Genomic DNA, 25,891 nt, shown 5'->3' on the forward strand with positions numbered 1-25,891 from the left:
TCCGGCGATGCGAAATGGCCCGGAATCGAGCCGTCTCAGGTCGTGGGACTTGCAGCGCTGTGCTGCAAGTTCAAAATTTGGCAGGGGCGGAAGGATTCGAACCTTCGCATGCTGGAATCAAAATCCAGTGCCTTAACCAGCTTGGCGACGCCCCTACACGGGTTGACGACTCACTCTTGTGGAGCAGATCGTCGACCGAAAATTTTCTCAAACCACCCAATCCACCAAAGGATGAGCAGCCATGTTGCTGCACTTGCGAACCTGCCAATCCTCGGGGGGATCGTCGAGTTCCACGTCGCGCGGCATCACCGCGAACACCGCACTTCCGGAGCCGGTCATTCGCGCTGCGAGGCCTTGGGTACCGAGCCAATCAATGGCAACGGAGACCGCCGGGCAAAGCCGCTGGGCAACCGGCTGCAGGTCGTTGTGACCGAATTCGAAGTCTCGAACACCGGAGTGCTTGAAGTTTTCGCGTTCAGCCGCGTCATCCGCAGCAAAGCCCGAGATTATAGCAGTGGGTGTAGCGCGTTCAAGATCCTCTGCTGCAAAAATCCGACGCGTGTCGAGCCCCTCGCTCGGTTTGACCACCACGAAGCGTGCGGGTGCCACCGGGATCGGGGTGATCGCTTCTCCGATTCCCTCGACCCAGGCATTCTGCCCGCGCAAAAAAAATGGCACGTCGGCGCCGAGGGTGAGGCCGATCTTTTCCAGCGTGGCGAGCGGCAGGTCGAGGCCCCAGAGGCGCTGCAGCGCGAGCAGGCAGGTCGCTGCGTCCGACGAGCCACCGCCCATGCCGGCCTGTGCCGGGATGTGCTTGGCGACGCCGATGTGTGCCCCTTGGCCCGGCGCTGCGTAGATTTGCAGTGCGCGTGCGGCGCGCAACACCAGATCGTCGGCGGGCAAAGGCGTCGTGAGGTCCTCGCGGCTCAATTGCCCATCGTTGCGAAGCTCGATCTGCAGCATGTCGCACCAGTCGATCAGCATGAACGCCGACTGCAGCAGGTGATAGCCGTCGTCGCGACGGCCCGTGATGTGCAGAAAGAGATTCAGCTTGGCCGGCGCGGGCAGGTCGTACAGCGCTTTCATGCCCGCTCGAAGGCGATGCGCAGATCGGCTGTCGGCAAGGGCACTGAGCGGCGTGCCTGAAGGCGGCCCTGCGCCAACTGGCCGAGGTCGGCGGTCCATCCCGGCACTGACTCGTCGCGTCCCGCGAGCCAGCCGAACAGCGCGCCGACCGGGATCGCCGCCCCGGTAGCGGCCTGGATCAATGCGTCGACAGACTCGAAGCGGCGCACTTGGCGTCCGTCGTTCAGCGTCGCTTGGCCGGGTGACCAGTGCAGTGCGGCCAGGGTGCTGCCGATCGGGGTTGTCAGCACCAGATCGCCTGTTTGTGCGGTACCGCGCAGGTCGAACAGTGCGGCAAACGTCTGCACTGGATCGCTTTCGATGCGCAGCGACATGCGACCTGTCCACGCCTGTGAATCTTGCGCACCCGAAGCGCTCGGAGGGCGGGCCACGCTGGCACACCCCGTCATCGCAAGCATCACCGTGCTGGCGCCAACCGACAGAAATCCCCTGCGCGACCGCCCGGCAACGAGGTCCGCCTTCACAGCTTGACGCGCAGGCGCTTGAGCGTTTCCTGCAGGGTTTCGTTCTCGGCGTCGACCAGTGCAGCTTCTTTCCAGATGCGGATCGCGCGGTCCTTGTCGCCTGCGGTCCACAGCACTTCGCCGAAATGGGCGCCGATTTCGGGATCGGGCTGCTTCTTGTAGGCCGCCTCCAGGATGCGCGTGGCCTCCGCGTTGTTGCCGAGGCGGAATTCCACCCAGCCCAGGCTGTCTGCGATGAACGGGTCTTCGGGCGCCAGTTGCACGGCCTTCTGGATCAACGTACGGGCTTCCTCGAGCCGGATCTTGCGATCGGCGAAGGAGTAGCCGAGGGCGTTGTAGGCGTTCTGGCTCTCGGGCTTCAGCACCATCAGGCGGCGCAGCAAGCGCTCCATCTCATCGAGACGGTTCATCTTTTCGGCGACCATGGCCTGGTCGTAGAGGAGATCGCCGTTGTCGGGCTCGTCGGCGCTGGCTTTCGCCAGCATGTCGTAGGCGGCTTGGTATTGCTTGGCGTCGCGCAGCAATTGCACTTCAGCGAGGAACTTCTGCTTTTTTTCTTCCGGCGTGCGCTCCGGCAGGCTGCGCACGATTTCGCGTGCCTGCGGCAATTTGCCTTGTCGAGCCAAGAGGCCTGCACGGCGCGTTTGGGTCGCAGTCAGATCGTCGGTACTGTCGACGCGGGCCAACCACGCCTCGGCGCCGGCGAAATCCTTGCGACGTTCCGCGAGTTGCGCGAGCATCAGATAAGCCTGTGGCTGGCCACGCTTGCGCTCTTCGGCATCGCGCTGGCCCTGGGTCAGGTCGACATAGCGTTTAAGCGACGTTTCGGCGGACGTGTCTTGACGCGTCTGCATTTGCAGCAAGCCCAGCAGAAGCCAGGGCTCAGGCAGTTCGGGCCGCGCCGAAGTGAGGACTTTGAGCTCGGTGCTGGCGTCGTCGAATCGGCGCGCCTCGGCAAGCACGCGCGCGTAACCCAGGCGGACTTCCGGCGCGGCCTTCGGGCCCATGAGGTAGCGCTTGACGATCGGCTCGGCGAGCGGCTGGTTCGGGTCCATCAGCTCGAGCGCGAGTACGGCCGGGCCTTCGGAAGCGGGATCGGCGGCTTGCCCCTTGATGGCGGCCTCGAGCGCACCCGTTGTGTCGCCAGCGGCGAGGCGAAGGCGTCCGACGGTGGTCCACGCGAGGCCGGCAGTCTCGGGATTCTTGAGGTCGTCCACGAGCGCCTGCTCGACGACCGACGCGGCCAGCTTCTTGTCGCTGGCCCGTGCGTAGTTGCGGGCGATGACGCCCATCAGGAACGAGCGTTCGGCCACAGGCGTCGCGGCCAGCTCCGCGCGAAGCGGCTCGGCTGTTTCCCCGATGCGGTTGAGTGCGATGAGGATTTGCAACTCGAAGCGGCGCGCCTCACGCGATTCGGGGAGTGCCTGCTTCCATGCACGTGTGGCCGCCAGTGCGGCTTCACCGGCACGCGACTGCAAGGCGATTTCAACCGCGCGCTGGAACAGGCGCCCATCGTTGGTCTTGCGCGCCGCGTCGAGCATGAGGGCATAGCCGTCGCCGGTGTCGCCACCGCGCGCGGTGAGTTCGCCGACCAAAACTTCGTAGAACAGCGGGGCCGTGAGTGCCGATTGCAGGGGCGGATCGTTGTCCTTGACTGCTGCGGGCGGTGGGGTCGTCGGTGCGCCGCGAGGTGTCGCGGGCTCGATGATCGGTGCCGGGCTCGTTGGCGCCGCCGGATCGGGCGCGCTAGGTTGCGCATGCGCAACCACAGCAAAAAACACGGGAAGCGCGGCCACCGCAAGGCGGAATCGGCGTGGGGGCAGGGTCATCGAACCATAATAATCCAAGGCATTTACGCGTCGGGCCTTGCGGGGCTTCGTTGTCGCGCGTTGTCGTGTAGGTCGCTTGCTCCATTGCCCATGCCTGAACTCCCCGAAGTCGAAGTCACCCGCCTCGGATTTGCCGATCGCATCGCGGGAGCGCGGATCACGGCGCTGAGAGTCGGGAAACCACTGCGCTGGGCGCTGGCCGTCGATCCCGAGACCTTGGTCGGTCGGACGGTCGTGGGCGTGCGGCGCCGCGGCAAATACCTGCTTGTCGACCTCAGCGACGGGCTGTTGATGCTTCATCTGGGCATGTCGGGCAGCTTGCGCTTCACGCATGGGTTGCCGCTGCCCGGCACGCACGACCATTTCGATCTGGTGACGGACCTGGGCACGTTGCGCCTGAACGATCCGCGCAGGTTCGGTGCCGTGGTGTTTGCCGCGGACGAAGACGCGCCGATCGCCATCAAGCTCCTCGGCGGGCTGGGCATGGAGCCGCTCGGCGACGCGTTTGATTTCGACGTCTTCCACGCCGGCTTGCGCCGTCGCCAGGCGGCGATCAAACAGGTTTTGCTGGCCGGTGACGTGGTGGTCGGCGTGGGCAACATCTATGCGTCCGAGGCCTTGTTCATGGCGGGAATTCGGCCCACGGTGGCGGCGTCGCGCATCAGCAGGCCGCGTGCGCTGCGCTTGCATGCGGCCATTCGCGAGATCCTCGCCAGGGCGGTGCAGCGTGGCGGAAGCACCTTGCGCGACTTTTCGAACGTCGATGGGCAGTCCGGTTATTTCCAGCTGGAAGCGATGGTCTACGCCCGGGCTGGCGAGCCTTGTCGCGTGTGTGGAGCGCCCATCAGGCAGTTCAAACAGGGGCAGCGCTCAACATTTTTCTGTGCAATCTGCCAAAAGTCCTGAAAGCCGTTCGGCGAATGGCGCAGCCGGCATCCCGATGCTATATTTTGTAAGCCCACTTACACCTTCCCATTGAGCCGCTCCTTCAATCAGCAATTCGACCAGCACGGCGCCTGGCGACGTAATTTCGCGCACCGACTCAAGTGGCTTTCGGGCTGGCTGGCGGAAAACGACCTGCTCGATCAAGCCGTCGCCGAACGGCTGCGCGAGCTCGAGTCGCAGATGCGCACGAGCAAGGTCATGGTGGCTTTCGTCGCTGAGTTCTCCCGCGGCAAATCGGAGCTGATCAATGCGATCTTCTTCGCCGGCTACGGGCGCCGCATCATGCCGGCCAGCGCGGGCCGCACCACGATGTGCCCGACCGAACTGGGTTACACCGCCGGCCAGGCACCGAGCTTGCGGTTGCTGCCCATCGAAACCAGGCTGGATGCGCATTCGCTGGCCCATCTGCGCGACGAGTCCGAGCGCTGGACCGAAATCGCGATCGACGTCGACGACGCCGAGCAATTGGCGTCCGCGATGCACAAGGTGGCCGAGGTCCGCTGGGTTCCGATCGAGGAGGCCCGTGCACTCGGCTTCTGGAGCGACGATTCGCCCGACGACAACCCGGTACGCGACGCCACAGGACGCGTCGAAATTCCCCGCTGGCGTCATGCGGTGCTCAACATGCCGCACCCCTTGCTGGAACAAGGGCTCATCATTCTCGACACGCCGGGCCTCAACGCGATTGGCGCCGAGCCGGAGCTGACGGTCAGCCTCATTCCGCAGGCGCATGCCGTGGTGTTCATCCTTGGGGCCGATACGGGCGTCACGCGTTCCGATCTCGCCATCTGGCGCGAACACCTGATCACCGAAGGCGATGCGTCGGAAACCCGGATCGTCGTGTTGAACAAGATCGACACGATGTGGGACACGCTCAGCACGCCTGCTCAGATCGATCTACAGATCGAGCGTCAGCGGGTCGGCGCCGCGGAGTTGCTTGGCGTGCCGCTTGCCCGGGTGCTGCCGGTTTCCGCGCAAAAAGGATTGCAAGCCAAGATCCGCCGCGATCCGCCATTGCTGCAAGCCAGCCGGTTGCCCGCGCTGGAAGCCGTGCTGGGCGAAGGGCTGCTGGGCAAGCGCGAGACCATGCTACGGCTTGCCGTCGATGCGGGCATTGCAGCCCTCAGGACAGAAGCTGCCCGAATCCTTACGGTGCGGCAGCGTGATCTGTCCGAGCAGGCGCTGGAACTGCAGGGCCTGCGCGGCAAGAACGTCGCGGTGATCCGGCACATGCGCACGCGCATCGAACAGGAGCAAACCGAATTCGAGGGCAGCAACACCCGCATCCTGGCTTTGCGTTCTGTCCAGGGCAAGCTGCTGCGGGAGGTGTACGCGGTCCTCGGCAGTACGGCGCTCAAAGCCGACATGGGCCACTTGGCCGCCGCGCTGAAACGTCCAGGCATCAAGTTCAACGTGCGCAAGGTGTACGCCGAAACCTTCGATGCCTTGCGAAATAACCTGAAGGAAGTGCAGGCGACGACCTCCGAAATCCAGTCGATGCTGCACGCCACTTTTCGCCAGCTCAACGCCGAGCATGGCTTCACGCTTCAAGCGCCTGCCGAGCCCGACCTAGTGGGTTTCGAGCGCCAGCTGACGCAGATCGAACAGAGCCACACGCAGTACCTGGGCGTGGGCAACCTGCTCAAGCTCGCGCAGCCCGATTTTTGCGACAAGCTGGTCCGCGCGTTGGCGAGCCGCCTCCGTGTGGTCAACGAGGCGGCAATGACCGAAGTCGAGCGCTGGAGCAAAGGAGCCGGCGCGCAACTCGATGCGCAACTCAAGGAGCGGCGTCGCAATTTCGGCAAGCGCATCGAAGCGGTGGAACGCATCCAGCAGGCCGCGGGCAGCCTCGAAGAGCGCCTGACCGAACTCGCCGTCCAGGAGGGCGGATTGGTCGAACTTCAGAAGCGTCTGCGCGAGTTCACCGCCTTGCTCACCAGCAATGAAGCGCCGAGCCAGTTCTCCGTTCGCAGCGAACTGAGTGCCGTCTGACACGACGGCATCGGTCGCCAGTCGACTGGCGCCGGTTTTCTCGCAGCGCGTCGCAACCTGGCAGGCCACGCACGGGCGCAGCCAGCTGCCCTGGCAGAACACGCGCGATCCCTACCGGGTCTGGCTGTCGGAGGTCATGCTGCAGCAGACCCAGGTGTCGACCGTGCTCGGTTACTTCGACCGTTTCCTGACCCGTTTCCCGGACGTCGCCGCATTGGCGAAAGCGAACGAGGACGAAGTCTTCGCGCTCTGGAGCGGCCTTGGCTACTACAGCCGTGCCCGAAACATGCATCGATGCGCGCAGGAGGTGATGTCGCGATTCGACGGCGCCTTTCCGCGCACCGCCGTGGAGCTGGAGAGCTTGCCGGGAATCGGTCGATCGACAGCATCGGCGGTCTCCGCTTTTTGCTTTGGCGAGCGCGTCGCCATCCTCGATGGCAACGTCAAGCGTGTCCTGACGCGCGTGCTCGGATTTGCCGACGACCTGTCGACAAGCGCCACCGAACGCCGGTTGTGGGATCTGGCGACCGCGTTGCTGCCACCCGCCGACGAGCCGGAAGTGATCGCGCGCTACACCCAAGGGCAAATGGATCTGGGCGCCACGGTCTGTACGCCGCGCAAGCCCGATTGCCTGATCTGCCCGGTCGACGACCTGTGCGTCGCGCGCCGCGAAGGCGAGCCCGAGCGCTATCCGGTCAAGACGCGCAAGCTGAAGCGGACTTCGGAATCGCTGTGGATGCTGCAGGCGATCGACGCCAGCGGCCGCGTCTGGCTCGAGAAACGTCCGGAGCGCGGTATCTGGGCGGGCCTTTACTGCCTGCCGGTTTTCGACAGCCGCGCGGCGCTCGTGGCCGCATTGCCGCCGGGCAGCGAAGGATTGCACGACGCTGCGCCCTTCTTGCATGTGCTCACCCACAAGGATCTGCATCTGCATCCGGTGATTGTCCAAAGCGATGGCGCATTTGCACTGTCGGATCAGGGTCGCTGGGCCGGCGTGCTGGATTGGCCGAGCCTTGGCCTGCCTGCGCCGGTGCGCAAGCTGTTGTTGTCGTTGGAGGCCGGTCAGGCCGCGTCCAGCTCGCGGTGACGCTTGAGCGCGGCCCAGCGCGCGCCGAAGCCGCGCGCCAGTTGTTCGACCAGGAAGACCGACCGGTGCTGCCCGCCCGTGCAGCCGATGGCCACGGTCACATAGCTGCGGTGGTCACGCGCCAGCGCATCCAGCCACCGGCCGAGGAACTGTTCGATGTCGGCGTACATGCGCGCCACGTCGTCGTGGCCGCGCAGCCAGTCGATCACTTCTGAATCGCGGCCGGTGAGCGGTCGCAGCGCGGGCACGTAGTGCGGATTGGGCAGCATGCGCACATCGAAGACATAGTCGGCATCGAGCGGCACGCCGCGCTTGAACGCGAAAGATTCGAAGACGAGCGTGAGCGGACTTTGCGGCGCGGCGATCAATGCCTTGATGTAGCTCTGCAACTGCGCCGGCCGGATGATGCTGGTGTCGATGACATCGGCGCCATCGCGCAAGTCGGCCAGCAACTCGCGCTCGAGTTCAATGGACTGAACCAGGGCACGTTGGTGTTCCGGCAGGTCGGTCACAGGGTCCTGGCGCGAGAGCGGATGGCGCCGTCGCGTTTCTGAGTAGCGGCGAACCAGGGCATCGGTCGTGGCGTCGAGGAACAGCGAGCGCAGTGCGATGCCTTCTTGCCGAAGCGTGTCGAGCTGCTGCGGCACGAGCGGCAACGACACGCCGCTGCGCACGTCCATCGAAATGGCGACATGGGAAGCGTTCTGCGCTTGCTGCAGCGCGATGAAGGAACCCAGCAACTCCGGTGGCAAGTTGTCCACGCAGTAGTAGCCAGCATCTTCCAGTGCATGGATCGCGACCGATTTTCCCGAGCCGGACATGCCGGTGATCAGCACGATGTCCAGGCTCACGACGGGGTTCCCTGCACCTGCTTGTCGAGCATTTCTCGCGCATGGGCGAGCGACGTACGCGAGACTTTTTCGCCTCCCAGCATGCGTGCGATTTCCTGTTCGCGGTCGGCGCTGTCGAGCAGGGCGACGGTGCTCTCCGTGCGCGGCCGTTGGTTGCCATCGCTCGTGGCTTGGCGCTTGGCCACGCGCAGATGATGGTCGGCGCAGGCGGCGACTTGCGGCAGGTGCGTCACCGCCAGCACCTGGCGGCTGCGCCCGAGCTGCTGCATGAGCTTGCCGACGGTCTCCGCGACGGCGCCGCCGACGCCGGCATCAACCTCGTCGAAGATCAGCGTCTGCGCGGTGCCGAGTTCGCTGGTGGTCACGGCGATCGCGAGCGCGATGCGCGACAGCTCGCCGCCGGAAGCCACCTTGCCGATGGGCCGGGGCGTGCTGCCCGGATGGCCGCTCACGAGAAAGGTGATGTCTTCGAGCCCCGCGCGACCGGGCTGATCGAGGGGTTGCAAGGCGACCTCGAATTGGCCGCCCTGCATGCCGAGTCCCTGCATCGCCAGCGTGACCGCCTTCGCGAGGCGTGGAGCGGCTTGCTTGCGAGACTTGCTCAGAATGGCAGCGGCCTTCATGTAGCTCTGTTGCGCGATCTGCTCCGTGCGCTCCAGCGCCGCGAGATCGCTCTGGGCGTCCAGCGCCGCGAGTTCGCTTTGCCACCCCGACAGCAGCGACGGCAACTCGGACGGCGTGCGCTTGTAGCGCCTCGCCAGCGACATCCAAAGCCCCATCCGCGTATCGAGCTCGGCCAGTCGTTGCGGGTCGACGTCGGTGTGGCGCAAGTAGCCATGGAGCGAATGCGCCGCGTCGGCCGCCTGCGCGACGCTGGAGGCGAGAACCTCGCTCAGCGCCTTGAATTCGGGTTCGATGTGCTCGCAATTCTGCAGCAGCGAAACGGCGCGGCCGAGCGCGGACAGCGCGCCCTTGTCATCGTCTTCCAGCGCATCGCGTGCACCTTCGGCGGCCTCGATGAGCGCTTGCGCATTGGAGATGCGACTGTGGCTGGCCGAGAGTTCTTCCCACTCGTCCGCAAGCGGTGCCAGCTTGGCGACCTCGGCCACCTGCCATTGCAGCCGCTCCCGTTCGCGCTGGTGCGAGTCCTGCGCGCTGCGGGCGGCGTCGAGCGACGACAACGCCAGTCGCCACGCACTCCACGCGGCATCGAGCGCATCGGTCTGGACGCCCGCGTAGGCGTCCAGCAGGCCGCGCACCGACTCGGGCCGCGTCAGGCTTTGCCAAGCGTGCTGGCCGTGAATGTCCAGCAACCGGTCGCCGATCGTGCGCAGTTGCGCGGCCGTGGCCGGGCTGCCATTGATCCAGCCGCGGCTTCGGCCTTGAAGGTCGACGGTGCGACGCAGCAACAACGCCTCGGCCGTGTCGAAGCCGCCTTCTTCGAGCCAGGCGGCCAGGCTGGGCGCCGGATCGAATTCGACGCTGACGTCGAGGCGTTCGGCGCCTTCGCGCACTGCGCCGGCGTCTGCACGACTGCCCAGCGCCAGTTGCAGTGCGTCGATGAGGATTGATTTGCCGGCGCCGGTTTCACCGGTCAACACCGTGAAGCCCGCAGAAAAATCGAGTTCGAGGGCGTGCACGATCACGAAGTCGCGCAACGCGATGCGTCGCAAGGCCACGTCAGGAGCCTCCTTCGTTCCAGTGAAGTTTTTTGCGCAGCGTGTCGAAGTAGCTCCAGCCTCTGGGATGCAGAAAGCGGGCCCTGTGTTCGGAGCGTCGAACCACGACGCGGTCGCCGATGGCGAGCGTGGCCAGCGACTGCATGTCGAAGTTCGCGCTGGCGTCACGGCCGGCCACGAGCTCGATCGAAATCTCATCAGCGTCCGGCAGGAGGATCGGGCGATTCGACAAGGTGTGCGGCGCGATCGGCACGAGCACCCAGCCCGGGATCGACGGATGCAGCAAGGGCCCGCCCGCAGACAGTGCATAGGCCGTGGAGCCGGTGGGCGAGGCAATGATCAATCCGTCTGCGCGCTGTGTGGCGACCACATGCCGGCCGACCGAAACGCGCATTTCCACCATGCCCGAGGTCGCGCCGCGGTTGACCACCACATCGTTCATGGCCAGCGCATCGAAAACGATCGTGCCTTCGCGAAGCACCCGCGCGTGCATCAGGCTGCGATAGTCCTCTTCGTACTCGCCGGCCAGCATGGGGATCAGCGTGGCTTGGTAGTTGTCCAGCGGAATGTCGGTGATGAAGCCGAGCCGGCCGCGGTTGATGCCGATCAGCGGGACGCCGTAGCAGGCGAGTTGCCGGCCAATGCCGAGCATCGTGCCGTCACCACCGACCACGAGTCCGAGATCGCAGGTGCTTCCGATTTCTTCGACCGTCAGCGCCGAGTAGCGGCTGACCTCGGCGTCGTCCGCGGTCGAACGCTCGACCACGACCTCGCAACCTTGCGATTCCAGGAAGGCGCCGATGCCTTCCATCACGCCGTCTTGCGCGCCTGCCTGCGCCCGCGCGCCTGAAGCCTGGTACTTGCCGATGAGCGCGACGCGACGAAAGCGAGAGGTCATCTACAAATTACAACACTAAAATCCGCCGATGCTGGACGACCGCGCCAAGTTGCTGCTCAAGACGCTCGTGGAGCGTTACATCGCTGATGGACAGCCGGTGGGATCGCGCACGTTGTCGCGCGCAACAGGGCTCGAGCTCTCGCCCGCAACCATCCGCAATGTGATGTCCGACCTCGAAGCGCTGGGGCTGATCGTGAGTCCGCACACCTCCGCAGGACGCATTCCGACGGCGCGCGGCTACAGGCTTTTTGTCGACACCATGTTGACGGCGCAGCGTGAGCATCTGGCGACGCCGAGCCTGGCGTCGGACCAGCCGCAAAAAGTGATTGCCAACGCGGCCAACCTGCTGTCGAACCTGTCCCAGTTCGTCGGTGTCGTGATGGCGCCGCGACGCGCTTCCGTTTTTCGGCAGATCGAGTTTCTGCGTCTCTCGGACAGGCGCTTGTTGGTCATCATCGTGGCGCCCGATGGCGACGTGCAGAACCGGGTGATTTTCCCGGAGGCCGACTACACGCAGTCGCAGTTGGTCGAAGCGTCCAACTACCTGAATGCCAATTGCGCAGGACTGTCGATCGAACAAGTGCGCGACCGACTGCAGTCGGAAGTGGAAAAATTGCGCGGTGAGATCGCGACGCTGATGCAGGCGGCCGTGCAGGTGAGCACCGAGGTCCTCAACGAAACGCAGGACGACGTGGTGATTTCGGGCGAGCGCAATCTGCTGGCGGTCACCGATTTTTCCAGCGACATGGGCCAGCTCCGAAGGGCGTTCGAGTTGTTCGAGCAAAAGGCGCAGTTGATGCGACTGCTCGATGTGTCGAGCAAGGCCGAAGGCGTGCGGATTTTTATCGGTGGCGAGAGCCAGGTGGTCCCGTTCGAAGAATTGTCGATCGTCAGTGCCAACTACGAGGTCAACGGCGAAGTGGTCGGCACGCTCGGCGTGATCGGGCCGACACGCATGCCGTACGAGCGAATGATCCAGATCGTCGACATCACGTCGCGGCTCGTCACCAACGCGCTGAGCCATCGCAAGTAGGCGAGCGGCCGGCGCCCGCTGACTAGAATCGGCGTCGCGTGGGCCGTTAGCTCAGTTGGTTAGAGCAGCGGACTCATAATCCGTTGGTCGATGGTTCAAGCCCATCACGGCCTACCACGCAGCACTGAATGCTGTGGCATCGCAAAAAATCGGTGCTATAATCGAAAGCTGTGCGGCTGTAGCTCAGTTGGATAGAGTACTTGGCTACGAACCAAGGGGTCGTGGGTTCAATTCCTGCCAGCCGCACCACCATCATAAAAAGCCTGCAACGTTCGTTGCAGGCTTTTTTCTTTGGAGCGTTCAAATGAGCAAGGCTTTCACCAAAGAAACCGATTCCGATTCCGACGTCGAGGACGACGGCGCCGGTGACGCGGCTTCACCGCTGCCCGCGGGCAGCAAGAACTACATGACACCCGGGGGCTACGCGCGCCTGCGCGCCGAGTTGCTTGATCTGATCGACAACGAGCGCCCCAAGGTGGTCGAGGCGGTTCACTGGGCCGCCCGCAACGGCGATCGGTCGGAGAACGGTGACTACATCTACGGAAAGAAGCGGCTGCGAGAAATCGATCGCCGTATCCGTTTCCTGACGAAGCGGCTCGAGGTGGCGGAAATCACCGATCCGTCGGTTCATCATGGCAGCGACCAAGTGTTCTTTGGCGCGACGGTGCGCTATGCCAACGAAGCTGGCCTCGAGCACACGGTGACCATTCTGGGCATCGACGAGGCGGACAGCGCGCAATCGCAAGTGAGCTGGATTTCGCCCGTGGCCCGGGCGCTGTTGAAGTCGCGTGAAGGCGATGTGGTCAAGTTGATCACGCCGGCCGGCGCGCACGAAGTCGAAGTGCTGGCGGTGAACTACCCGCTGGCTCGACCTGCCGATTGACGACTTCGCCGCTTCACGCGGCCGGGACAGTCCTTGCGGCCGACAGCACCGATCCGGTTCGTTTCACGGCCCGCAGCACGGCTTCGAGGTGGGAGCGATCCCGCACTGCAATCACAAAACGCAAGTCGGTCGATTCCTGCTGGGTCTCGTCGGCCATTTCCACGTGCGTGATGTCGGCTTCGGCGTTCGCAAGACTGGCCGCGACGCGGGCCAGCACGCCCTTGTCGTTGCGCACCGTGATCACGACGCCGGTCTCGAAGGTCCGCACAGGATCGTCCGACCACTCGACGGCGAAGAAACGTTCACTGTCCTTGTAGTACAGGCGCTGGCCCACGCCGCAGGCTTCGGTGTGCACCACCAGGCCTTCGCCATGACCCAGGTAGCCGACGATCGGATCGCCTGGAATAGGTCGACAACACAGGGCAAAGCGAACCGAAGAATTCTCGCTGCCGTCGAGCGTCACCGCCCCTTGCGAAACGGTCTCGTGGGCGGTGAAGCGCTCACGGCTGAGCATGACTGCATCGGGTTTTTGACCGCGCTCCGCCAGCAGGGCCATCAGGCGTTTGGCGACGATGCTGGCGATGCGTTTGCCCAGACCGATGTCGGTCAGCAGTTCCGAGCGGTTGCGGCTTCCGGTGAAGCGGAGCAAGCGCTCCCATACAGCCTGGTATTCCGCATCGTCCGCAGGCAGGTTGCCCAGGCCTTCGGCGCGAAGGGCCTGCGCCAATAGTTTCTCGCCAAGACCTTCGGATTCGGCCTGCGCGAGCGTCTTGAGGTAGTGGCGAATCTTCGATCGCGCCCGCCCGGTGCGCACAAAGCCGAGCCAGGCCGGATTGGGCGTAGACACTGGGGCCGTGATCACCTCGACCACGTCGCCGTTTTTCAGCTCGGTGCGCAAGGGCACCTGGTCGCCATTGATGCGCGCTGCCGAGGTGTGATCGCCGATGTTGCTGTGGATGGCATAGGCAAAGTCGACCACCGTCGCACCGCGCGGCAACGCCATGATCTGGCTCTTGGGCGTGAACACATAGACGGCATCCGGAAAGAGATCCACCTTGACGTGATCCCAGAACTCGGTGGCGTCGCGCGTTTCGTGCTGGATGTCGAGCAGCGATTGCAGCCACTTGGTACCGAGCCGGTCGCCGCCCCCGCCATTCGGCTCTACCGCCTTGTAGAGCCAATGTGCCGCGACCCCCGATTCGGCGACCACGTGCATCGCCTCGGTGCGCAGCTGGAATTCGACCGCCACGCCCGAAGGCCCGACCAGGGTCGTGTGCAACGACTGGTAGCCGTTCAGCTTCGCGATCGCGATGTGATCCTTGAACTTGCCCGGAAGCGGCTTGTACATCTGGTGAAGGATGCCCAGGCCCGTGTAGCAGGCGATGACGTTTGGCACGATCAGCCGGAAGCCGTAAATGTCGGTGACCTGCGCGAAGCTCAAGCGCTTTTCTTCCATCTTGCGGTAGATCGAATACAAGGTCTTCTCGCGTCCCGCGATGCGCACCACCATGCTGGCCGATGCAAATGCCGATTCCAGTTCGCGTTGCACCTTGTGAATCAGGTCGCGTCGCCGGCCACGCGCCTTGGCGACGGCCTTGGCCAGAATGGCGTAGCGCCACGGTCGCAAATGCCTGAACGACAACTCCTGTAATTCGCGGTAGGTCTGGTTCAGGCCCAACCGGTGCGCGATCGGGGCGTAGATCTCGAGTGTCTCACCCGCGATGCGTGCCCATTTTTCGCGGGGCGCATCGTCCAGCGTGCGCATGTTGTGCGTACGGTCTGCCAGCTTCACGAGAATGACGCGAACGTCGCGCGCCATCGCCAGCAGCATCTTGCGGAATGACTCGGCCTGGCTTTCTTCGCGCGTGTCGAACTGGAGCTTGTCGAGCTTGGTCAGCCCGTCGACCAGTTCGGCGACCGGTGCGCCGAAGCGCTCGATCAGCTCGGGCTTGGTGACGCCGCAATCCTCGATCGCGTCATGCAGCAACGCCGCCATGAGCGCCTGCGCGTCGAGCTTCCACTCGGCGCATTGCGCGGCGACCGCGATCGGGTGGGTGATGTAGGGCTCGCCGCTGTTGCGCAGCTGGCCCAGGTGCGCTTCGTCGGCGAAGCGGTAGGCGCGGCGAACCAGTTCCTTGTCTTCCGCATTCAGGTATTCGAGCCGCGCGGTCAGTGCCGCGAAACTGGCAGCGGCGGCATTCAATGCAGCAGGGCTCGGGCGCGGGCTGCCCTTGGGGGCATTCAGTGAAGGTTTGACGACCGCGCTCATGAGCACCACTTTAGCGCGACCCTCGTGACGAAGCGTTCGGCCACAAAAAAAGCACCGCAAGCGGTGCCTCTTTGTGGTCGACGGGCGTCAGTCAGATCAGCCCGGAACTTTCTTCAGCATTTCAATGCCGATCTTGCCTTCGGCGATTTCGCGCAGCGCGGTCACGGCCGGCTTGTTCTTGCTCTCGATCTTCGGCGCGTGGCCCTGGCTCAGCATGCGGGCGCGGTACGTCGCGGCCAGCACGAGCTGGAAGCGGTTCGGGATCTGGAGCAGACAATCTTCGACGGTGATGCGGGCCATGAGGATCTTTCGGTCAGTGAGCGTGAATTCAGGGAATGTTGAGGGCGGCGAAGGTGTCAGCACGGGCACGGCGCTGGGCGGAATATCGCAGCCGTTGCGCATGGACGATGGCTTTCAGGTCGAAAAGCGCGCGCTCAAATAACTCGTTGATTATAACGAAGTCGAATTCGCTGGCCCGCGCCATCTCTTGCGCTGCGTTTCGGAGGCGCAATTCGATGACCGCGGCGCTGTCTTCGCCGCGGCGTTCCAGTCGCGACCGCAACTCTTCCCAACTCGGCGGCAGGATGAAGATCATGACCGCGTTGGCGAAGGTCTTGCGGATTTGAATCGCACCCTGGAAGTCGATTTCGAGGATCACGTCTGCGCCCTGGGCGATGCGTTCTTCGATGGCTTTCTTGGAGGTTCCATAGCGCTGACCATGCACATGCGCCCATTCCACGAACGCCTCCGAAGCGACCATCGCGTCGAATTCGGGGGGCGAGGCGAAAAAATACTCGCGACCGTGCTTTTCCTGTCCGCGCGGCGGGCGCGTGGTGTGCGACACCGAAGGCTGCACCGCAGAGTCCAGCTCCATGAGCGCCTTCACCAGACTCGACTTGCCTGCACCGCTGGGTGCTGCAACCACGAAGATATTGCCGGGATAGTCCATTGGCTCGTCGCTCATTCGATGTTCTGCACCTGCTCGCGCATCTGCTCGATCAGCACCTTCATGTCGACGCCGATGCGCGTCAATTCCAGCGCCGCGGATTTCGCGCCGAGCGTGTTGGCCTCGCGATGCAGCTCCTGGATCAGAAAATCGAGGCGCTTGCCGATCTCTCCGCCTTTCTTGACCAGCCGGCCGATCTCATCGAGATGAGAGTTCAGCCGCGTCAATTCTTCGGCCACGTCGATGCGGATCGCGAAGGCGGTGGCTTCGGTCAGCGCCCGATCCTGGGCGGCTTCGGGCAGCGTGCCGCCGGTCAGGCCCATGGCGTCCTGCCAACGCTCGAGGAACCGGGCGCGCTGCTGTTCGACCAGCTTGGGCACCAGCGGGACCGCTTGGTCCGCCAGCGTGCGCAACTGGCCGAGATGGTCTTCGAGCATCTTCGCGAGGCGGGCGCCTTCGCGCTGACGCGCAGACACCAGTGCTTCCAGCGCCTTGCCGGCGACCTCGGCGAGGTCGCTGGCCCAGTCGCCCTTGGCGTTGCTGTCGCCGCTGGCGAGCCGGATCACATCGGCCACGCTCAACTCGCGCGCGGTCGGGAGCCAGGCCCGGATGCCGTCCTGGACGCCGTTCAGACGTTGCAGCAAACGGGTCGATGGCTCCGGGATGCCACCTTGCGCGTTGCTTTCAAACGACGCACGCAGTTCCACCTTGCCGCGCTTGAGGCGCCCGGTGAGCAACTCGCGCAGTGCTGGTTCATGCTGGCGCAGCTCCTCGGGAAGCTTGAAAGTGAGGTCGAGAAAGCGGCTGTTGACCGAGCGGATTTCGACCCCGAGACGCCCTGCTGGAGAGGGACGTGGATCGGTTTCGGATGGGCTGCCAACCGGGCCGTTTTGGCCGCTGGCGTAGCCGGTCATGCTGTAAACTGGCATTGAGCCTCGCTGTGATTTTGTTCGCATGCATCGAAGGCCCGGCACGACGTTCGCTTGCCGCACCATCGCCTTCGGGCGAAACTCCCGGATTATGTCAAAGGTCAAACCTGCGCCCCTGCTGCCCGACACCATGATCGGCGGCTACCGTGTGATCCGCCGTTTATCGGCCGGTGGGTTCGGGGTCGTCTATCTGGCGCTCGACCACAGCGGACAGCAAGTCGCGATCAAGGAATACCTGCCGTCGTCGCTGGCGACGCGCGGAATCGGCGAACTGGCGCCGCAGGTGCCGCCTGAAAAGCTGTCGCTGTACCGGCTCGGCCTGAAAAGCTTCTTCGAGGAAGGCCGCTCGCTTGCGCAGATCTCCCATGCGTCGGTGGTCAGCGTGCTCAATTTCTTCCGGGAGAACGAGACCGTCTACATGGTCATGAATTTCCTGGACGGCGCAACGCTGCAGGATTTCATCGTGACAGCGCGCGACTTGAAGAAGCAGAAGGTGTTTCGGGAGTCGACGATCCGCTCCCTGTTCGACGAGATCCTGCGCGGGCTGCGCATCGTGCACCAGCACAAGATGCTGCACCTGGACATCAAGCCGGCCAACATCTTCGTGACCGAAGACGACCGCGCCGTGATGATCGACTTCGGTGCCGCGCGCGAAGTGCTCAGCAAGGAAGGCAACTTCATCCGGCCGATGTACACCCCCGGCTTCGCGGCCCCCGAGATGTACCGCCGCGATTCGTCGATGGGCCCCTGGACCGACATCTACGCCATCGGTGCCTGCATCTACGCCTGCATGCAGGGCTATCCGCCGAACGACGCGCCGCAGCGCATCGAGAAAGACCGGCTCGGTCTGTCGCTTTCGCGGTTGCGCGGGATCTACTCCGACAATCTGATCGAAGTGGTCGAGTGGTGCATGTCGCTCGATCCGCTCTCGCGTCCCCAATCGGTGTTCGCACTGCAAAAGGAGCTCAGCCGAGAAGGCGAGCGCCGCTACACCAAACTCACCGTGGGCGAAAAAGTCCGTCTTTCCATCGACAACATGCGTTCCTTTGAAAAGAAGGGGTTGCCGAAGGCGGCCGCGCCCACCACACGGCCTGCATGAAATTCTCCATTTTCCAAGTCAGCCGCAAGGGCGGACGCCTCAAGAACGAAGACCGCATGGGCTACTGCTACACGCGGGAGTCCGGGCTTTTCGTGCTGGCCGACGGCATGGGCGGCCATCCCGAAGGGGAGGTTGCCGCGCAACTCGCGCTGCAGACCATCGCGGCGCTGTACCAGCGCGAAGCCCGGCCGATCGTGAAGGACGTGAAGGCGTTTCTCACGTCGTCCGCGCTCGCGGCGCACCAGCAGATCATGCGGTACGCCGGCAACAAGGCGATGCTCGACACGCCGCGCACCACCGTCGTTGCGGCGGTGTTGCAGGGCAACACGGCGACATGGCTTCACTGTGGCGACTCGCGGCTCTACGTCGTACGCGACGGCACGCTTCTCATGCGCACGCGCGATCATTCGCACGCGGAGCGGCCACGTGCCAATGCCGGCGCCGAGCCGGTCAACCGCAACCTGCTGCTGACCTGCCTCGGGTCGCCGACGGCACCGCTGCTCGACATCTCGTCACCGCTCCAGTTGCAGCGAGGCGACCGCATCATGCTGTGTTCCGACGGCGTGTGGGGCGTGCTCGACGACGCGACCATCGTCCACACGTTGTCGTCCGGCAAGCCGGTGTCGGATGCGGCGCCCGACCTGGCCGAAATGGCGTTGCGGGCCGGCGGCTCGCACAGCGACAACGTGACGCTGATCGCGCTCGAATGGGAAATGCCCGACGTGGCCGGCCAGGATCGCGGCGTGTCGACGGAAACCATCAGCGATGGCGTCTTTGCCTCGACCATCCAGGCCGGCATGCCGTCCGACAGCGAACTCGACGACCTCGACGACGACGCGATCGAACGCTCCATCGCCGAGATCAACGAAGCCATCCGGCGCTCTGCATCACGCAAGGGCTGAGCCGGCGCGAAGCCGGCCAGTCGATCTTTTTTCTTTTTCAGGTTTTCAGATGACTGCTTTCACCCGAAGCGGCGGCCGCGCCGCTGACCAGTTGCGACCGGTGCGCATCACCCGCGGTTTCACCATTCACGCCGAGGGTTCGGTGCTGATCGAGTTCGGCCAGACGCGCGTGCTGTGCACCGCATCGGTCGAAGAGAAGGTGCCTCCCCACAAGAAGGGCAGCGGCGAAGGCTGGGTGACGGCCGAATACGGCATGCTGCCGCGCGCCACGCACACCCGCAGCAGCCGCGAAGCAGCCAAAGGCAAGCAGACCGGCCGCACGCAGGAAATCCAGCGTCTCATCGGCCGCTCGATGCGCGCGGTGTTCGACCTCGCCGCGCTCGGCGAGCGCACCATCCACCTCGACTGCGACGTGCTGCAGGCCGATGGCGGCACCCGCACCGCCGCCATCACGGGCGCGTTCGTGGCGGCGCAAGATGCCGTCAGCAAACTGCTGGCCTCCGGGGCCCTGGCCACCAATCCCATCAAGGGCCACGTGGCCGCGATCTCGGTCGGCATCGTCGGCGGTACACCGCTGCTCGATCTCGAATACACCGAAGATTCGTCCTGCGACACCGACATGAACGTCGTCATGACCGGCGCCGGCCATTTCGTCGAAGTGCAGGGCACGGCCGAAGGCGCTGCCTTCACGCGCGACGAAATGAACCAGCTGCTCGGCCTGGCCGAAAAGGGCATCGGCGAACTGGTCACGATGCAGCAACAGGCGCTGTCGTCGAAGTAGACATGAAGCTGGTCCTGGCCTCCAACAACGCGGGCAAGCTCGCGGAGCTGCAAGCGCTCTTCGCGCCCTTGGGCGTGGCGTTGGTGCGGCAATCCGAACTCGGTGTCGGGGAAGCGGAGGAGCCGTTTCGGACCTTCGTGGAGAACGCGCTCGCGAAGGCGCGTCATGCAGCCGCCGCGACCGGGTTGCCGGCCATCGCCGACGACGCCGGCCTCTGTGTCGACGCTTTCGATGGGCTGCCCGGCGTCGACACCGCGTTCTATGCGACGCAGTTCGGCTACGCCAAGGGCGACGCCCACAACGTGCGCGCGCTGCTGGAACAGATGCAGTCGATCGACAACCGCCGTGCCGCGCTCGTCAGCACGCTGGTCGCGTTGCGCAGCGCGAACGACCCGGAGCCGCTCATCGCCGTCGGCCGCGCGGTCGGCGAGATCACACGCGAGCCGATCGGCGACAACGGCTTCGGCTTCGACCCCGTGATGTTCTTGCCGCAATTCGGTAAGACCTTCGCTCAGCTGCCCCCCGACGTGAAAAACGCGAACAGCCATCGGGGCCAGGCGGCGCGCGCCATGCTGGCTTTGATGCGCGAGCGCTGGTTGTGATCCCGATCGTCGCGGCCGGCGCATCGGGTGCCGACGACTATTCGACGGGCGCCACGCGCGCCAACGACGTCCTGCATCTCATTCGCCCCGGCCCCCTGCAACTGGCCGCGCTGCCGCCGCTCTCGCTCTACGTGCACCTTCCGTGGTGCCTGCGCAAATGCCCCTACTGCGACTTCAATTCGCACGAGTGGCGCGATGCGGGCGGCGGCGATTTTCCGGAGCAACGCTACCTCGATGCGCTCATTGCCGACCTCGATGCCGCGTTGCCGCTGGTGTGGGGCCGGCAGGTCCACACGATCTTCATCGGCGGCGGCACGCCCAGCCTGTTTTCGCCGGCCGCCATCGACCGCCTGCTCGGCGATCTGCGGGCGCGCCTCAAGCTCGCGCCCGACTGCGAGATCACGCTCGAGGCCAACCCCGGCACCTTCGAGCGCGACCGTTTCCGCGCCTACCGCGCGGCCGGCGTGACGCGGCTGTCGGTCGGCGTCCAGAGTTTCAACGACGACCATCTGAAGGCGCTGGGTCGGGTGCACGATGGCGCCCAAGCGATCGCGGCCGTCGAAGAAGCCGCCAGTGCCTTCGACACCTTCAACCTCGACCTGATGTATGCGCTCCCCGGCCAGACGCTCGCGCAGCTCGATGCCGACCTCACGAAGGCACTGACACTCGCGCCGCCGCACCTGTCGGTCTATCACCTGACGATCGAGCCCAACACGTATTTCGCCAAGTTCCCGCCCGCGGTGCCGGAAGACGACGATGCTTACGCGATGCTCGACCGTCTCACCGAGCGCACGGCCGAACAGGGGTTCGCACGCTATGAAGTCTCGGCCTATGCGAAGGATGGCCACCGCTGCGCGCACAACCTGAACTACTGGCAGTTCGGCGACTACCTTGGCATCGGCGCCGGTGCGCACAGCAAGCTCAGCTTCGCGCACCGCATCGTGCGGCAGGTGCGGCTGCGCGATCCGCGCCGCTATATGGATGGCGCGCTGGCCGGTGCGGCTGTCGCGAAGAGCGACGACGTGCCGATCGCCGATCTGCCGTTCGAATTCATGCTGAACGCGCTGCGCCTCAAGGACGGTTTCACGCTCGCGCAGTTCGGCGAGCGCACTGGCCTGGCGACCACCGCCATCCAGCGCGGCCTGGAAGAAGCTGAGAAAAAGGGCCTGGTTGCCCGCGATCTGCGGCACGTTTGGCCTACAGAGCACGGGCTCGACTTTCTGAATGATCTTCAGACATTGTTCCTGCCTTCCCCCTGACTTTCATGCCTTCCACTTCCACACAGACTAAGACAGAAGCTCCAGACAACGCCAAACGTCGACCGCGCGGACGCCCAAGCGCCAAGCAAGCCGTCGAGCTCCGCGAATCTTTCCTGACGGCGGCGCTGCAGTCCTTTCTCGACAAGGGATATGCCGCCACCAGCATCGAGGCGATCGCGCGCGATGCGGGTGTCGCCAAGATCACCATCTATCGTCAGTACGAAAGCAAGCCCGCCTTGTTTTACGAGGTGGTGCATCGCGCCATGGGCGACGCCCGCAACACCATGCAGGCGACCGTGGTGACGCCGGACGCCGACGTGCGCGAGGTGTTGCTCGACGTCGTCGAACGCATGTACATCGGCGCGACCGAGCCGCAGCGTCTGGCGTTGTTGCGGCTGGTGATCGCTGAAGCGGTGCGTTTCCCCGAGCTGGCGAAATCGCTCTACGCGGAACACAGCTACGTGATCGCGCCCATCGTCGACTACCTGGCGCAGGCGCACCGGGACGGTCGCCTCCATGTTCCGAAGGCGGAACTTTCGGCCGTGCAACTGGCAACGCTGGCTTTCGGCGGCGTTCGCTTCTTTATCTCCAAGCCGCTGGCCGGTGAGCCGGAGCGCAAGGCGTGGGCGCAAAGCGTGGTCGATCTGGTGCTTCCCGGCTGGGCGCCCAGACCTGCTTAAAATCGGCGACGTTTTGGCCCTGACCGCGGGCATGCATTTCCGGAGAGTTGGGTGAGCGGTTTAAACCAGCAGTCTTGAAAACTGCCGACGCGAAAGCGTCCGTGAGTTCGAATCTCACACTCTCCGCCACGGGTCGATGTCTCTCATCGACGCTCGGCCAGTTTGGCATCCTTACCCATCCACGCACCCATCCCCCGGCAGTGCGACTATGTGACTTGTGCTGAAAGCGCATGGTATGGGCAACGTGTGCATCCGGCTTTACCCGCTGACCATTCCCGGGGCGCAGTTCGAACGCGCGTTCGACAGCATCGACGGCGCAGTCCAAGCCTGATCAACTGGTCGCGCACTGGATGCGATGACATGCTGCGGCGCGGCGCGGCGCGGCGCGGTCCGGCCGGTACCGGCGGCCCGCGCGCCACCAGCTTCGTCCTACAGCAGCGCGCCGGCGCCGGGCTTAACTTGCAGGACTTCCACTGCAAGAGGCGTTGCCATGGCCAAAGACGATGCGCTGAAAACCTACAAGGCCAAACGAAACTTCAAGATCACGTCGGAGCCTGAAGAGGGCGGCGAGGCGGGTGCCGAGGGGCAACGGCAGTTCGTCATCCAGAAGCACTGGGCGACGCGGCTGCACTACGACCTGCGGCTCGAACTTGACGGCACGATGAAGAGCTGGGCGGTGCCCAAAGGACCGAGTTTCGACCCGTCCGACAAGCGCATGGCGGTGCAGGTCGAAGACCATCCGATCTCGTACAACAGCTTCGAAGGGCAGATCCCGGCCAAGCAGTACGGCGCGGGCAAGGTCATCGTCTGGGACAAGGGCACCTGGGCGCCGATCGGCGACGCGCAGAAGGGCTACCGCGACGGCAAGCTCAAGTTCGAACTGCACGGACACAAGCTGCGCGGCCACTGGACGCTGGTGCGCATGAAGGGCAAGGACAGGGACGACGCCAAACAGCCGCCCTGGTTGCTCATCAAGGAGCACGATGACTTCGAGCGCCCGGCCACGGAATACAGCGTGGTCGACGCGCTGCCCGACAGCGTCGGCAAGCGGCCGATGCCCGGCGCGAAGGGGGCGCGCAAGCCGGCGGCCAAAAAGAGCGCGGCCAAGCCCGCGGGCAAGGTCGCGCTGCCCGCCACCCTGAAGCCGCAACTGGCCACGTTGGTCGACGCGCCCCCCGCCGACCCCGATGCCTGGCTCTACGAAATCAAGTTCGATGGCTACCGGCTGCTGGCCCGCATCGACGGCAGCAAGGTGCAGCTCTTCACGCGCAACGGGCACGACTGGACGCACAAGCTCGGCAACCTGGCGGCGGCGCTGCAAAAGGCGAAGCTGCCGCCGTGCTGGCTCGACGGCGAGATCGTGGTGAACAACGCGGCTGGCGTGCCCGACTTCCAGGCGCTGCAGAACGCGTTCGACAAATCAGGCACCGATGCCATCGTGTACTTCGTGTTCGACCTGCCGTTCTGCGAGGGTCAAGACCTGCGCGAAGCGCCGCTGGGAGCGCGGCGCGCGCGACTGCAAACGCTGCTGCAGGACGTGGACAGCGACACCGTGCGGTTCAGCGCGGTCTTCGATGCACCGGGCCGCGACATCGTGCTGTCGGCCTGCGAGCTCGGCCTGGAAGGCGTGATCGGCAAGCGGAAGGATTCGGTGTACCGCGCGAGCCGGTCGCCGGACTGGATCAAGCTCAAGTGCAGTCAGCGACAGGAGTTCGTCATCGGCGGCTGGACCGACCCGAAAGGGGCGCGGGCCGGTCTCGGCGCGCTGCTGCTCGGCGTGCACGACGAGCGCGGTGCCTTGCGCTATGCGGGCAATGTCGGCAGTGGCTTCAGCGCGGCGTCGCTCACCGCGCTGCGACAGCAACTCGACAAGATTGCGGCGAAGAAGAGCCCGTTTTCTGCGAAGACCGCCATCGACCGCAGCGCCCATTGGGTCGCGCCGAAGCTCATTGCCGAAATCTCGTTCAGCGAATGGACGAAGACCGGCAGCGTGCGGCATCCGGTGTTCCATGGCCTGCGCGCCGACAAGCCGCCGGTTCAGATCGTGCGCGAGCGGCCGGTCGATGCCGGCTCGTCTGCCAAGGCGTCGAAGGCGGCACCGAAGCCGGCACTCGCCAGTGTGCTGCCCGCCAGCTTCAAGGTGTCGAGCCCGACGCGCGTGATCGACGCGACGACCGGCGCTACCAAGATCGACGTGGTGCGCTACTACGCGCTCATCGCGCCCCTGCTGTTGCCGCACCTCAAGGGCCGACCCGTGTCGCTGGTGCGCGCACCCGAAGGGATTGGCGGCGAGCTCTTTTTCCAGAAGCATCTCGACAAGTACAAGATGCCCGGCGTTCGCCCGCTCGATCCCGCGCTCGATCCGGGCCACGCGCCGCTGCTGGAAATCGCGACCGCGCAGGGCCTGCTCTCGGCCGCACAGATGAACGCGCTGGAGTTCCACACCTGGAACGCCGTCAAGACGGCCATCGGCAAACCCGACCGCATGACCTTCGACCTGGATCCCGGCGAAGGCGTGGCCTGGTCGACCATGCAGCAAGCCGCGAAGCTGGTGCATGTGCTGCTGAAAGAACTGGAACTGGCCGCCTTCGTCAAGACCAGTGGCGGCAAGGGATTGCACGTGGTCGTGCCGCTGCAAAAGCGTGACGACTGGGACACGGTCAAGGCCTTTTCGCAAGCCATCGTGCAGCACCTGGCGCGCACGCTGCCGCAAGTCTTCGTGGCCAAAAGCGGCCCGCGCAACCGCGTCGGCAAGATCTTCGCGGACTACCTGCGCAACGGTTTCGGCGCGACCACCGCGAGCGCCTGGACGCTGCGCGCCCGGCCGGGGCTTGGCGTGTCGGTGCCGATCGCGTGGGACGAGGTCGACCACATCGACAGCGGCGCGCACTGGAAGCTGGCCGACATCCACCGCCGCCTCGACACGGGCAACGCGCCCTGGGACGGCTTCGCCGAAGCCGCGCGCAGCCCGCGCGAGGCGATGGCGGCGCTGGATTTCACGCCCTGACCCTGTACCGGCCTGCCTTGCGATGCCGTGGCACATGGAACTCCACCGGCCCGCCGTGGTCAGACCGAGCCGATTTCATTGCGACCGCCCGTGACCGTTTCTCGCTACTCCTTCGTCCTCGCTTTTCTGGCGGCCACGGGCGCTGCGCACGCGCAGGGCCTGCCGCCCGGCGTTCGGCTCGGCATGACCGCAGACGCGTTGCAGTCCGCGTTGCCGGTCGAGCGCGTCGTGCGTCCGCAACGGCTGGCCGGCGGGCTCGTCGGCAGCTGGCGGACGGCACCGATCGCCATGGCCGGCCTGCCGTTCGAGCCGACCTTCTTTTTCGCCGGTGGCGAATTGAAGCGCGTGGCGTACCTGACGGTCACCGACGATCCGGCGCAGGTGCCGCAGCTGGCCGCGGCGTTCGCCGAACTCGTGCAGTGGGGCCGTGCGCAGTTCGGCCACGAGCTCGGCTCCAGCGATCCGGGCAGCGCCTACGCGGCCTGGTCGCAGGGCGACGCCGACATCTATGCGCAGCACACCGTCGATGGGCGCCGCGCCACCGTGCGGCTGGTCTACAAGGCAAGCCAGCGCAAGGATGGCAGCGCGCTCTGAGCCGCGCCGCCACGCC

General features: G+C 65.0%; 23 protein-coding genes and 4 tRNA genes. 16 read left to right on the top strand and 11 right to left on the bottom strand.

Annotated elements, in window-relative coordinates; all coding sequences use genetic code 11:
* Positions 1 to 78 precede the first annotated feature (78 nt).
* The 4 genes from AX767_RS14185 to AX767_RS14200 form a co-directional block, all read right to left on the bottom strand.
* Positions 79 to 155: transfer RNA gene (locus AX767_RS14185), tRNA-Gln, on the bottom strand.
* Between the two features lie 52 nt (positions 156 to 207).
* Entirely contained in the window at positions 208 to 1,086 is an 879-nt protein-coding gene (gene ispE / locus AX767_RS14190) for a 4-(cytidine 5'-diphospho)-2-C-methyl-D-erythritol kinase (RefSeq protein ID WP_068631933.1), read from the bottom strand.
* Positions 1,083 to 1,460, bottom strand: coding sequence for a lipoprotein insertase outer membrane protein LolB (locus AX767_RS14195; RefSeq protein WP_156481044.1), 378 nt, complete (start codon positions 1,458 to 1,460; stop codon positions 1,083 to 1,085). The genes ispE and AX767_RS14195 overlap by 4 nt, the downstream gene beginning before the upstream one ends.
* Positions 1,461 to 1,606: 146 nt before the next feature.
* Positions 1,607 to 3,439 (bottom strand): tetratricopeptide repeat protein, encoded by a 1,833-nt coding sequence (locus AX767_RS14200; protein ID WP_068631935.1) that lies wholly within the window; start codon positions 3,437 to 3,439, stop codon positions 1,607 to 1,609.
* 90 nt (positions 3,440 to 3,529) lie between these two features.
* On the opposite strand from AX767_RS14200, the gene mutM reads away from it, so the two are divergent.
* From mutM to mutY, 3 genes are all read left to right on the top strand, one after another.
* Positions 3,530 to 4,345: a bifunctional DNA-formamidopyrimidine glycosylase/DNA-(apurinic or apyrimidinic site) lyase gene (gene mutM, locus AX767_RS14205; protein WP_068631936.1), complete on the top strand. Its 816-nt coding sequence runs from the start codon at positions 3,530 to 3,532 to the stop codon at positions 4,343 to 4,345.
* Positions 4,346 to 4,414: 69 nt separating this feature from the next.
* Positions 4,415 to 6,376 carry a dynamin family protein gene (locus AX767_RS14210; protein WP_068631937.1) on the top strand — a complete coding sequence of 654 codons (1,962 nt, stop codon included), beginning with the start codon at positions 4,415 to 4,417 and terminating at the stop codon, positions 6,374 to 6,376.
* Between the two features lie 25 nt (positions 6,377 to 6,401).
* Entirely contained in the window at positions 6,402 to 7,463 is a 1,062-nt protein-coding gene (gene mutY / locus AX767_RS14215; protein ID WP_068633716.1) for an A/G-specific adenine glycosylase, read from the top strand.
* Here the strand turns inward: mutY and rapZ are convergent.
* From rapZ to AX767_RS14230, 3 genes are read right to left on the bottom strand one after another with little or no spacing between them, the layout of a single operon-like run.
* Complete coding sequence (rapZ, locus tag AX767_RS14220; protein WP_068631938.1) at positions 7,439 to 8,314, bottom strand: RNase adapter RapZ; 876 nt, start codon at positions 8,312 to 8,314, stop codon at positions 7,439 to 7,441. The genes mutY and rapZ overlap by 25 nt on opposite strands.
* Positions 8,311 to 9,993, bottom strand: a complete 1,683-nt coding sequence (gene recN, locus AX767_RS14225; RefSeq protein WP_068631939.1) for a DNA repair protein RecN — start codon at positions 9,991 to 9,993, stop codon at positions 8,311 to 8,313. The genes rapZ and recN overlap by 4 nt, the downstream gene beginning before the upstream one ends.
* A gap of 1 nt (position 9,994) precedes the next feature.
* Positions 9,995 to 10,891 (bottom strand): NAD kinase, encoded by an 897-nt coding sequence (locus AX767_RS14230; RefSeq protein WP_068631940.1) that lies wholly within the window; start codon positions 10,889 to 10,891, stop codon positions 9,995 to 9,997.
* 28 nt (positions 10,892 to 10,919) lie between these two features.
* Here AX767_RS14230 and hrcA point away from each other — a divergent pair, with 28 nt between their 5' ends.
* The 4 genes from hrcA (at position 10,920) to greB (ending at position 12,807) form a co-directional block, all read left to right on the top strand.
* On the top strand, positions 10,920 to 11,924 hold the full coding sequence (gene hrcA / locus AX767_RS14235) for a heat-inducible transcriptional repressor HrcA (protein ID WP_068631941.1): 1,005 nt from the start codon (positions 10,920 to 10,922) through the stop codon (positions 11,922 to 11,924).
* Positions 11,925 to 11,964: 40 nt separating this feature from the next.
* A tRNA-Ile gene (locus AX767_RS14240) sits at positions 11,965 to 12,041 on the top strand.
* A gap of 55 nt (positions 12,042 to 12,096) precedes the next feature.
* Positions 12,097 to 12,173, top strand: a tRNA-Arg gene (locus AX767_RS14245).
* A 55-nt stretch (positions 12,174 to 12,228) separates the two neighbouring features.
* The gene (gene greB, locus AX767_RS14250) at positions 12,229 to 12,807 is read left to right on the top strand and encodes a transcription elongation factor GreB (RefSeq protein ID WP_068631942.1); all 579 of its coding nucleotides are present in this window, start codon (positions 12,229 to 12,231) and stop codon (positions 12,805 to 12,807) included.
* A gap of 13 nt (positions 12,808 to 12,820) precedes the next feature.
* Here the strand turns inward: greB and AX767_RS14255 are convergent, their stop codons facing one another.
* The 4 genes from AX767_RS14255 to AX767_RS14270 all read right to left on the bottom strand — a co-directional run bounded on the left by AX767_RS14255 (position 12,821) and on the right by AX767_RS14270 (position 16,951).
* The gene (locus AX767_RS14255) at positions 12,821 to 15,076 is read right to left on the bottom strand and encodes a RelA/SpoT family protein (protein ID WP_068633718.1); all 2,256 of its coding nucleotides are present in this window, start codon (positions 15,074 to 15,076) and stop codon (positions 12,821 to 12,823) included.
* Between the two features lie 96 nt (positions 15,077 to 15,172).
* Positions 15,173 to 15,376 carry a DNA-directed RNA polymerase subunit omega gene (gene rpoZ, locus AX767_RS14260; protein WP_021009011.1) on the bottom strand — a complete coding sequence of 68 codons (204 nt, stop codon included), beginning with the start codon at positions 15,374 to 15,376 and terminating at the stop codon, positions 15,173 to 15,175.
* A gap of 28 nt (positions 15,377 to 15,404) precedes the next feature.
* Positions 15,405 to 16,025: a guanylate kinase gene (gmk, locus tag AX767_RS14265; protein WP_068631943.1), complete on the bottom strand. Its 621-nt coding sequence runs from the start codon at positions 16,023 to 16,025 to the stop codon at positions 15,405 to 15,407.
* An 11-nt stretch (positions 16,026 to 16,036) separates the two neighbouring features.
* The gene (locus AX767_RS14270; RefSeq protein ID WP_068631944.1) at positions 16,037 to 16,951 is read right to left on the bottom strand and encodes a YicC/YloC family endoribonuclease; all 915 of its coding nucleotides are present in this window, start codon (positions 16,949 to 16,951) and stop codon (positions 16,037 to 16,039) included.
* Positions 16,952 to 17,042: 91 nt separating this feature from the next.
* Here AX767_RS14270 and AX767_RS14275 point away from each other — a divergent pair, with 91 nt between their 5' ends.
* The 9 genes from AX767_RS14275 to AX767_RS14315 all read left to right on the top strand — a co-directional run bounded on the left by AX767_RS14275 (position 17,043) and on the right by AX767_RS14315 (position 25,875).
* A complete protein-coding gene (locus AX767_RS14275) occupies positions 17,043 to 18,050 on the top strand; it encodes a serine/threonine protein kinase (protein WP_068631945.1) in 1,008 nt (335 codons plus the stop codon).
* Positions 18,047 to 18,952: a PP2C family protein-serine/threonine phosphatase gene (locus AX767_RS14280; RefSeq protein WP_068631946.1), complete on the top strand. Its 906-nt coding sequence runs from the start codon at positions 18,047 to 18,049 to the stop codon at positions 18,950 to 18,952. The genes AX767_RS14275 and AX767_RS14280 overlap by 4 nt, the downstream gene beginning before the upstream one ends.
* A 49-nt stretch (positions 18,953 to 19,001) precedes the next feature.
* Positions 19,002 to 19,733 (top strand): ribonuclease PH, encoded by a 732-nt coding sequence (gene rph / locus AX767_RS14285; RefSeq protein WP_068631947.1) that lies wholly within the window; start codon positions 19,002 to 19,004, stop codon positions 19,731 to 19,733.
* 2 nt (positions 19,734 to 19,735) lie between these two features.
* Complete coding sequence (gene rdgB / locus AX767_RS14290; protein WP_068631948.1) at positions 19,736 to 20,335, top strand: RdgB/HAM1 family non-canonical purine NTP pyrophosphatase; 600 nt, start codon at positions 19,736 to 19,738, stop codon at positions 20,333 to 20,335.
* 5 nt (positions 20,336 to 20,340) lie between these two features.
* Positions 20,341 to 21,594 carry a radical SAM family heme chaperone HemW gene (gene hemW / locus AX767_RS14295; protein ID WP_068633720.1) on the top strand — a complete coding sequence of 418 codons (1,254 nt, stop codon included), beginning with the start codon at positions 20,341 to 20,343 and terminating at the stop codon, positions 21,592 to 21,594.
* A 5-nt stretch (positions 21,595 to 21,599) separates the two neighbouring features.
* Positions 21,600 to 22,274, top strand: a complete 675-nt coding sequence (locus AX767_RS14300; RefSeq protein WP_068631949.1) for a TetR/AcrR family transcriptional regulator — start codon at positions 21,600 to 21,602, stop codon at positions 22,272 to 22,274.
* 41 nt (positions 22,275 to 22,315) lie between these two features.
* A tRNA-Ser gene (locus tag AX767_RS14305) sits at positions 22,316 to 22,403 on the top strand.
* Positions 22,404 to 22,764: 361 nt separating this feature from the next.
* Complete coding sequence (gene ligD, locus AX767_RS14310; protein ID WP_068631950.1) at positions 22,765 to 25,281, top strand: DNA ligase D; 2,517 nt, start codon at positions 22,765 to 22,767, stop codon at positions 25,279 to 25,281.
* 90 nt (positions 25,282 to 25,371) lie between these two features.
* A complete protein-coding gene (locus AX767_RS14315) occupies positions 25,372 to 25,875 on the top strand; it encodes a hypothetical protein (protein WP_237288461.1) in 504 nt (167 codons plus the stop codon).
* The last annotated feature ends 16 nt before the right edge of the window (positions 25,876 to 25,891 follow it).

It is taken from the genome of Variovorax sp. PAMC 28711, assembly GCF_001577265.1.
In the GTDB taxonomy this organism is placed as follows: domain Bacteria; phylum Pseudomonadota; class Gammaproteobacteria; order Burkholderiales; family Burkholderiaceae_C; genus Variovorax.

Excerpts from the sequence above, each read along its gene's own strand:
- AX767_RS14195 (WP_156481044.1), bottom strand. The coding sequence starts at position 1,460 with ATGTCGCTGCGCATCGAAAGCGATCCAGTGCAGACGTTTGCCGCACTG.
- ispE (WP_068631933.1), bottom strand. The coding sequence starts at position 1,086 with ATGAAAGCGCTGTACGACCTGCCCGCGCCGGCCAAGCTGAATCTCTTT.
- AX767_RS14300 (WP_068631949.1), top strand. The coding sequence starts at position 21,600 with ATGCCTTCCACTTCCACACAGACTAAGACAGAAGCTCCAGACAACGCC.
- greB (WP_068631942.1), top strand. The coding sequence starts at position 12,229 with ATGAGCAAGGCTTTCACCAAAGAAACCGATTCCGATTCCGACGTCGAG.
- hrcA (WP_068631941.1), top strand. The coding sequence starts at position 10,920 with ATGCTGGACGACCGCGCCAAGTTGCTGCTCAAGACGCTCGTGGAGCGT.
- AX767_RS14280 (WP_068631946.1), top strand. The coding sequence starts at position 18,047 with ATGAAATTCTCCATTTTCCAAGTCAGCCGCAAGGGCGGACGCCTCAAG.
- rph (WP_068631947.1), top strand. The coding sequence starts at position 19,002 with ATGACTGCTTTCACCCGAAGCGGCGGCCGCGCCGCTGACCAGTTGCGA.
- rpoZ (WP_021009011.1), bottom strand. The coding sequence starts at position 15,376 with ATGGCCCGCATCACCGTCGAAGATTGTCTGCTCCAGATCCCGAACCGC.
- AX767_RS14270 (WP_068631944.1), bottom strand. The coding sequence starts at position 16,951 with ATGCCAGTTTACAGCATGACCGGCTACGCCAGCGGCCAAAACGGCCCG.
- AX767_RS14200 (WP_068631935.1), bottom strand. The coding sequence starts at position 3,439 with ATGACCCTGCCCCCACGCCGATTCCGCCTTGCGGTGGCCGCGCTTCCC.
- rdgB (WP_068631948.1), top strand. The coding sequence starts at position 19,736 with ATGAAGCTGGTCCTGGCCTCCAACAACGCGGGCAAGCTCGCGGAGCTG.
- AX767_RS14230 (WP_068631940.1), bottom strand. The coding sequence starts at position 10,891 with ATGACCTCTCGCTTTCGTCGCGTCGCGCTCATCGGCAAGTACCAGGCT.
- AX767_RS14275 (WP_068631945.1), top strand. The coding sequence starts at position 17,043 with ATGTCAAAGGTCAAACCTGCGCCCCTGCTGCCCGACACCATGATCGGC.
- mutM (WP_068631936.1), top strand. The coding sequence starts at position 3,530 with ATGCCTGAACTCCCCGAAGTCGAAGTCACCCGCCTCGGATTTGCCGAT.
- ligD (WP_068631950.1), top strand. The coding sequence starts at position 22,765 with ATGGCCAAAGACGATGCGCTGAAAACCTACAAGGCCAAACGAAACTTC.
- AX767_RS14255 (WP_068633718.1), bottom strand. The coding sequence starts at position 15,076 with ATGAGCGCGGTCGTCAAACCTTCACTGAATGCCCCCAAGGGCAGCCCG.
- gmk (WP_068631943.1), bottom strand. The coding sequence starts at position 16,025 with ATGGACTATCCCGGCAATATCTTCGTGGTTGCAGCACCCAGCGGTGCA.